This window comes from Bacillus sp. (in: firmicutes), assembly GCF_031983925.1.
Classification (GTDB): domain Bacteria; phylum Bacillota; class Bacilli; order Bacillales; family Bacillaceae_G; genus Bacillus_A; species Bacillus_A pacificus.
Genome location: NZ_DALYZR010000022.1, coordinates 20630 through 27268 on the forward strand (window position 1 = coordinate 20630; position 6639 = coordinate 27268).

Consider the following 6639-nt stretch of genomic DNA (forward strand, 5'->3'; position numbering starts at 1 on the left):
TCATTCACCCTATTCTAATTGATGTTCACTACTATTTATTATCCAGTACTGTTTTATAATAAGTAACCACAAGTATAATATAACACTTGGTATTGTTCATTGCAAGGTACACTGGAAAAATAAGTATAACTTTCATCCGACGCCTATAAAATCAAAACGATGGCGGATCCTCTCCAGTTACACGGTACTACATGATGCTGAAACAGGCCTTTTACAAAATAGAAAGGACTTAACTTTTTTACATAATGACACTCCACCTACTATAATAAAAGAGTAAATGACTCTTACTTTAATGGAGGGAATACAAATGAAAGCAATTGGTTTACATGAATACTTACCTATTGAAGAAGAAAACAGTTTAATTGATCTAGAAGTTGAAAAACCTGTTGCCACAGGAAGAGATATACTCGTTAAAATTAACGCTATTTCCGTTAACCCAGTTGATACAAAAGTTCGCTCTCCGAAAGATAAAAAAGAAGATGTAGCGAAAATACTTGGCTGGGATGCTAGTGGTGTTGTCGTGCAAACTGGCGAAAGTTGTACGTTATTTAAAGAAGGCGATGAAGTGTTTTACGCTGGAAGCATTACGAGACAAGGTACATATAGTGAATACCACCTCGTTGATGAAAGAATCGTTGGTAAAAAACCTAAAACGTTAAGTGATGCTGAATCTGCAGCACTTCCGTTAACAGCTATTACAGCTTGGGAAGGTTTATTCGAACGTTTAGGTATTGATTATAATAAGAAAGATACGAACTCCTTTAAAAACATTTTAATTATAGGCGGTGCTGGTGGTGTAGGTTCAATTGCCATTCAACTTGCGAAATGGGCCGGACTAAATGTTATCACAACTGCATCCCGCAATGAAACGATACACTGGGTTGAAAAATTCGGTGCCGATTATATCATTAACCATCACCAACCTTTACAAGAACAAATATTAGAGTTTGGGCTAAAAGATGTAGATTATATTTTCTGCCTAAACAATACAGATCAACATTGGCAAGCAATATGTGACCTCATTAAACCACAAGGAAAAATTTGCTCTATCGTAGAAAATGAACACCCTCTTGAGATGGGCATTTTAAAAAGTAAAAGTGCTACACTCGTTTGGGAATTTATGTTCACAAAAGCGATGTATGAAACTGGAGACATGATCACGCAGCACGAACTATTAAATAAAGTAAGCGAACTACTAGATGAAGGCATTTTAAAGACTACTTTAAATGAAACATTCACACCAATTAACGCTGAAAATGTAAAGAAAGCACATGCACTACTTGAAAGCGGACGCACCATCGGGAAAATCGTTTTAGAGAAGTTTTAATAGTAAAAAGTCCGATTTCTAAATAAGAAATCGGACTTTTTATTATCTTTATTTACTTGAAATCTCTTGATCATTTTGAACGTCTAACGGAGTTCGCTTTCCTATTCCGAAAGCATAGAAACTAATTGTAACGATAGCTAAGAAAATGATACCTACAATTAATGAAATGCGCGTATCATCGTTAAACCACATTCCGATTAATACCATAATTAAAAAGGCAATTGTTAAATAGTTTGTAACAGGAGCAAATGGCATTTTGAAAGGATGATCTTTCATCTCTGCCCCTTTTTCTTTTCTAAAATTAATTTGACTAATTAGAATGACAAACCATGGTACCATACCAGGAAGTACACTCGCACTATATACATATACGAATAAATTTTTCGGTGCGATATAACTTAATACAACACCAATCGCTAAACCGATAATTACGCCAACTGTACCGAATAAAGGTACACCATTTCCAGAAAGTTTCGTGAAATATTTTGGTGCTTGTCCATTTACACCTAACGTATATAGCATACGACCCGCACTATAAATACCACTATTACAACCAGACATTGCCGCTGTAATAACTACGAAATTAATAAGTCCAGCTGCTGCCGTAATACCAACCTTCGCAAAAGTTGCTACGAACGGACTACCAATTGTACTTAATTGATCCCACGGATACACAGTTACAATAACGAAAATAGCACCGATGTAAAAAATTAAAATACGCCAAATTGTACTTTGAATCGCTCTTGTAAGTGTCTTCTTCGGATCCTTCGCTTCACCAGCAGTAATACCGATTAATTCTACACCTTGATATGCTCCAACTACAAGTGATAAAGCAAAGAAGAATCCTGAGAAACCACCTGTAAAGAAACCGCCATTTGACCAAAGATTTGATATACCAATCGCTTCTCCGCCGTTACCAATTCCAAAGAAAATAAGTCCAAATCCCGCAATAATCATTAATAGAATCGTAACAATTTTAATCATCGCAAACCAAAATTCAAATTCACCAAATGACTTAACAGAAATTAAGTTAGCTGCGCCAAGAATAACCATTGCAATTACACCTGGTATCCAAGCTGGTAAATCTGGGAACCAATATTGCATATACGCTCCAACCGCGATAATCTCTGACATCCCAACGATAACCCACTGGAACCAGTTACTCCACGCTGTCATATAACCAGCTAACGGGTGAATATACTTATGACCGAACGTTGCAAATGACCCTGTACTTGGCTCCATATACAACATTTCTCCCATTGCACGCATGATGAAGAAGATAAAAATACCTGCAATTGCATAAGCAAGCATAACCGACGGACCTGTCCATTTAATCGTGCTGGCTGACCCCATAAACAAACCAACACCAATTGTTCCGCCTAAAGCAATCATTTGAATATGCCGTGCTTCTAAACCTCTTTTCAATTCTTTGTTTGCCACTTCACTTCCCCCTCTTAGATGATTCATAGCCGCATTTTAAAACAAGATGCTTTCCCCTAATTCTTTTCGGCCCTGAAAATGATGAAGCAAACGTCATTTTACACTAGCTTTAAAGCTATCCTAAAATCGTTTTTATTGCTTCTTATAAAATTCTCAAAACCTTTCATCTTCCAATATTCTATAAATCTTAAAATTACTTACCTTATATTAATTCATTAATCTGAAAAATTCAATTATTTTTTCAATAAATTAATATGCATGATTACGTTTGAATTTCAACTGAATTAACAATAAAATACATCTATTCAATATGATTCCGGTATGAATATTATTACAGTATAAATAACCGAGGAGATCCTATCCTCCTCGGTTATTACACTAATTATAGTTTGTACTGTAATTATTTACACATGCAATTAACGCTCCACGTAGAAATTTAATATATTAATAGAACTACAAAGTCACTAGCTTCTACATCTCTTATTTATTCCATTACCACAGCTAAAAATTTTCTATCCTATCTCCTACTTTAAGAAAAATATAACTACACTTAAAACAATCAACAATACACCGGAAAACGGAAAACTCTTCTCTTCAGCTTTTATCTTTTCCTTAATAATCTCTTTCATTTTTGCCTTTATATCATCTGGGCATTTTCTAAATAAAATATTAGTTGTATGTAATGGTCTATTCAATATTCGAATCTTACCAGGTGTTCCTAATAAATATATATTATTTTTATCTAAAGTAAATTCTATATTTGCTTCAGTAAGCCCTTCTTTCACTAATATATTTACTCGGCTAGAAGGTAAATTAAACACTGTATAATCGTTAAAAGCTAACCCTCTAACATCAAAATGTGAGTATATAAGAATAAAGGTTATAACTAACAAACATAGTATCAATATAGTTTTTGTTAATGAATTTTGATCTAATACGTAGGAAGATGTTGTCATATAAGCACAAAAGAATGCCATTAAATTACAAAGATAGTGGTTTACAATGAAAGTTTTTCGTATAACTATTGTAAGACCAGAAACGATTAGTAGCGTGCATACTAGATTTATTAACATATTTTTAACCTCCAAAGAACTATAACTATACAACTTTGTTATATTTTAACATTAATTACATATTCATACCTATAATTATTTTTATAAATAAACTTACGGTTGTTGTAAAAGCAAACTATTTTTTCTATACTCAAGTGCCAAATCATGTACCCTTTCCATATTTTTAAAGTAGAATACATCTTCTTCATTAAGTCCTACTAATGTGTATGCAATTTTCAGTGAGTATGGTGCAATTTTTCTATTTAATTTACTCCCTACATATATCCCAGCTACTACACCTATCACTGTACCGATACCAGGTATTGCTATTGTACCTAGTGATGATCCCACAACACCTAAAATTGTATTGATGCCAAACCTTGAAAACAGAATTAAAGCTTTCACTGCTCCTAGACGTGCTTTGTCAGTAGCTTGTACTTGTTTAAAATCTCTATTCACCGAGGCTAAATCAAAGAGTAGTCTTATCCCTAAAACTATTTCTGTTGAATATGGTGCTAATGCAAAAACTTCATCTGGCAAATCAATTCCTAAGTTTTCCCTCAATGTTTCCAATCCATCTTGTACATCTTGTGTAAATTCATAACTTGAGATATCAATTGGAATAAATTGTTCCTGTAATTCCGGTTTTGTAGCAAGAATTTTTTCTCGTATTTCTGAACTAGTAGCATAATAAACATCTGGATTAGCTTGCATAGCATTAGATAAATGATTCGCTTGATCAGGAGCCATCATCTTTACTTGAATTAGCATCTCTTCCCCATTTTCTTGATTTATCCCTTTTATATCCCATATAGGTTGATTTGCACTTTCAGCAATACTAAATTCATAATTTGGATATCTATCTGATAATAAATCTTGAACATAATATTCAAACTGCTTACCCTTGACCCCATTTACCAAACCAGAAATAGAACCTTCTCCCTTTTCATATACTTCTACATATTTTTCATAAAGGGATACACCACTATTAGAAAGTTGTGGGTACTGGGAAGCATATGCAGCAAACAACTCATCTGGAACATTTCTTGTTTCAAGTATTTGATAACCTATTATTGATGAATATATGCCTGCTTGTAGCACAACATCCCTATCTTTTAGCGTTTCTAAATGGGAAAACATCTCTTCTTTTGATAAATCACTTGATGTGGATGCTGATTTCGGTATCTTTTTTAATGACTCCAACATTTGATAAGATTTCATACGTACACCTCATAGAGTAATTGCAATAATAGATAGTATTATTGCAATTAAAACACCTATATTGACAGCTACATTCCCTTTATTATTCCCTGTAGCTCCTAAACTTTTATTCACTTTTTCCTGAACTTTTTTTACTTCTCGGATCTCTTCCTCTTGATTCATCAACATACTTTTCATTTCACTAATATGTATATCTTGTTCTTTTATTTTAGCAGTTAATTTACTTATTTGTTCCATCCGTTTAGATGATTCGTTTTTTAACTTCTCATGTAAACTATCAATTTCCTCATTATTTTCATCTATGTTTTCTTGTAACAAAGACATAGATATTAAATTTTTATCAAATTGAGCTGCCAAGTCTGTAATCATTTCATGGTTTTTTACAACTCTTGGTATTAATTCTTTATTTATTTGATCTTGCTCTTCCCAAAATTTTAATTTCTCGGCTATTTTAATTTCTTTAGATACTTCACTCAAAAAACGTTCGCCCCTTCTAATATATATATTAATTCAAATATATTAGTAATTATAATAAAAGAATATTATGATCACAACTACATTACCCAAAAAATGTTAAACTTAGGAATCTATTTGAATGAAAAAACTATTTTAGATGTGATAAAACAAAAATGCTCTCCAAAAAAATTTTGAGAGAGCATTTTTATCTTTATACTTAAGGGCTAATACCTTTACACAAAATAACGATTGTTCCTATTTTATTTTCAAATCATTTTTGAAGTTTGTTTACCTAAAATAAACACTTTAGTAAAGACCATCATGATAACGACTATAGCTAGAAAATAAAGTGGCATCACGAGTAACGAGCCCGTATGCAGATGACTCATTCCCCAAATTGTCATCGTTACAATTACATAGTATCCTAAGCTAAATAAAGCTCCAGCTGTACCAATAACATCTTGAAAATCTACTAATGCCAAACTTAAACAGTTAGGTAGCGCTACTCCGATTCCTAATAGCAATATAAACATCGCTATTAAAAATCCAATCATATATATTATGTTTGGATTTGATCCCAATGCTGTAATAACAGTTAAAAGGATAGCTCCCCCCGTCATTACAAGACAACCAATATATATAATTTTCTCTGGTTTATACGTGGCAAGCAATCGTTTTGAAACTTTCGCTCCAATAATAGAGGCAGACGCAACAACAATCCCTAAAAATCCATACATACTAGGCGATAACTGAAAGTATTCAATAAAAATAAACGGCGCTTCTGCATAATAGCTAAATAAAACACCATTCGCTCCTCCAATTAATAACCCGTATGTTACTACTTTCGGATTTGTAATTAACCTCTTCAAGACTGAAAACACATTTATTTTATTCGTCACTGAGCCCGTTTTTGTTTCCGGAAGAGAAACAAACGTATACAGAAAAATACCGACACTCATAACTACTAAACTTAAAAATACAATTTTAAATCCAAACATTTGATCAAGAAAGCCACCAATTAACGGTCCTATCGCTGGTGTAAAAGCAATAACTGCCGAAATTTGAGCAAACATAACGTGGCGCTTATGCCGATACGATAAACTTAACTAAATCTATACAATTCAATCAAATTTACACAAGTTA

General features: G+C 33.0%; 5 protein-coding genes and 1 pseudogene. 1 reads left to right on the forward strand and 5 read right to left on the reverse strand.

What is annotated here, in order from left to right:
* The first annotated feature begins 307 nt into the window (after window positions 1-307).
* On the forward strand, window positions 308-1327 hold the full coding sequence (locus tag RTP99_RS27235; protein ID WP_000643760.1) for a zinc-binding alcohol dehydrogenase family protein: 1020 nt from the start codon (window positions 308-310) through the stop codon (window positions 1325-1327).
* A 48-nt stretch (window positions 1328-1375) separates the two neighbouring features.
* On the opposite strand, the gene RTP99_RS27240 is transcribed toward RTP99_RS27235, so the two are convergent.
* From RTP99_RS27240 to RTP99_RS27260, 5 genes and pseudogenes are all read right to left on the reverse strand, one after another.
* Window positions 1376-2767: an amino acid permease gene (locus RTP99_RS27240; RefSeq protein ID WP_001284415.1), complete on the reverse strand. Its 1392-nt coding sequence runs from the start codon at window positions 2765-2767 to the stop codon at window positions 1376-1378.
* Between the two features lie 524 nt (window positions 2768-3291).
* A complete protein-coding gene (locus RTP99_RS27245; protein WP_000906765.1) occupies window positions 3292-3840 on the reverse strand; it encodes a hypothetical protein in 549 nt (182 codons plus the stop codon).
* A 93-nt stretch (window positions 3841-3933) separates the two neighbouring features.
* Complete coding sequence (locus tag RTP99_RS27250; protein WP_000844527.1) at window positions 3934-5040, reverse strand: DUF456 domain-containing protein; 1107 nt, start codon at window positions 5038-5040, stop codon at window positions 3934-3936.
* A gap of 9 nt (window positions 5041-5049) precedes the next feature.
* Complete coding sequence (locus RTP99_RS27255) at window positions 5050-5517, reverse strand: hypothetical protein (RefSeq protein WP_000005771.1); 468 nt, start codon at window positions 5515-5517, stop codon at window positions 5050-5052.
* Window positions 5518-5762: 245 nt separating this feature from the next.
* Window positions 5763-6584 (reverse strand): annotated as a pseudogene (locus RTP99_RS27260) (MFS transporter); the annotation flags it as partial.
* Window positions 6585-6639: the final 55 nt, after the last annotated feature.

Excerpts from the sequence above, each read along its gene's own strand:
- RTP99_RS27235 (WP_000643760.1), top strand. The coding sequence starts at position 308 with ATGAAAGCAATTGGTTTACATGAATACTTACCTATTGAAGAAGAAAAC.
- RTP99_RS27245 (WP_000906765.1), bottom strand. The coding sequence starts at position 3,840 with ATGTTAATAAATCTAGTATGCACGCTACTAATCGTTTCTGGTCTTACA.
- RTP99_RS27250 (WP_000844527.1), bottom strand. The coding sequence starts at position 5,040 with ATGAAATCTTATCAAATGTTGGAGTCATTAAAAAAGATACCGAAATCA.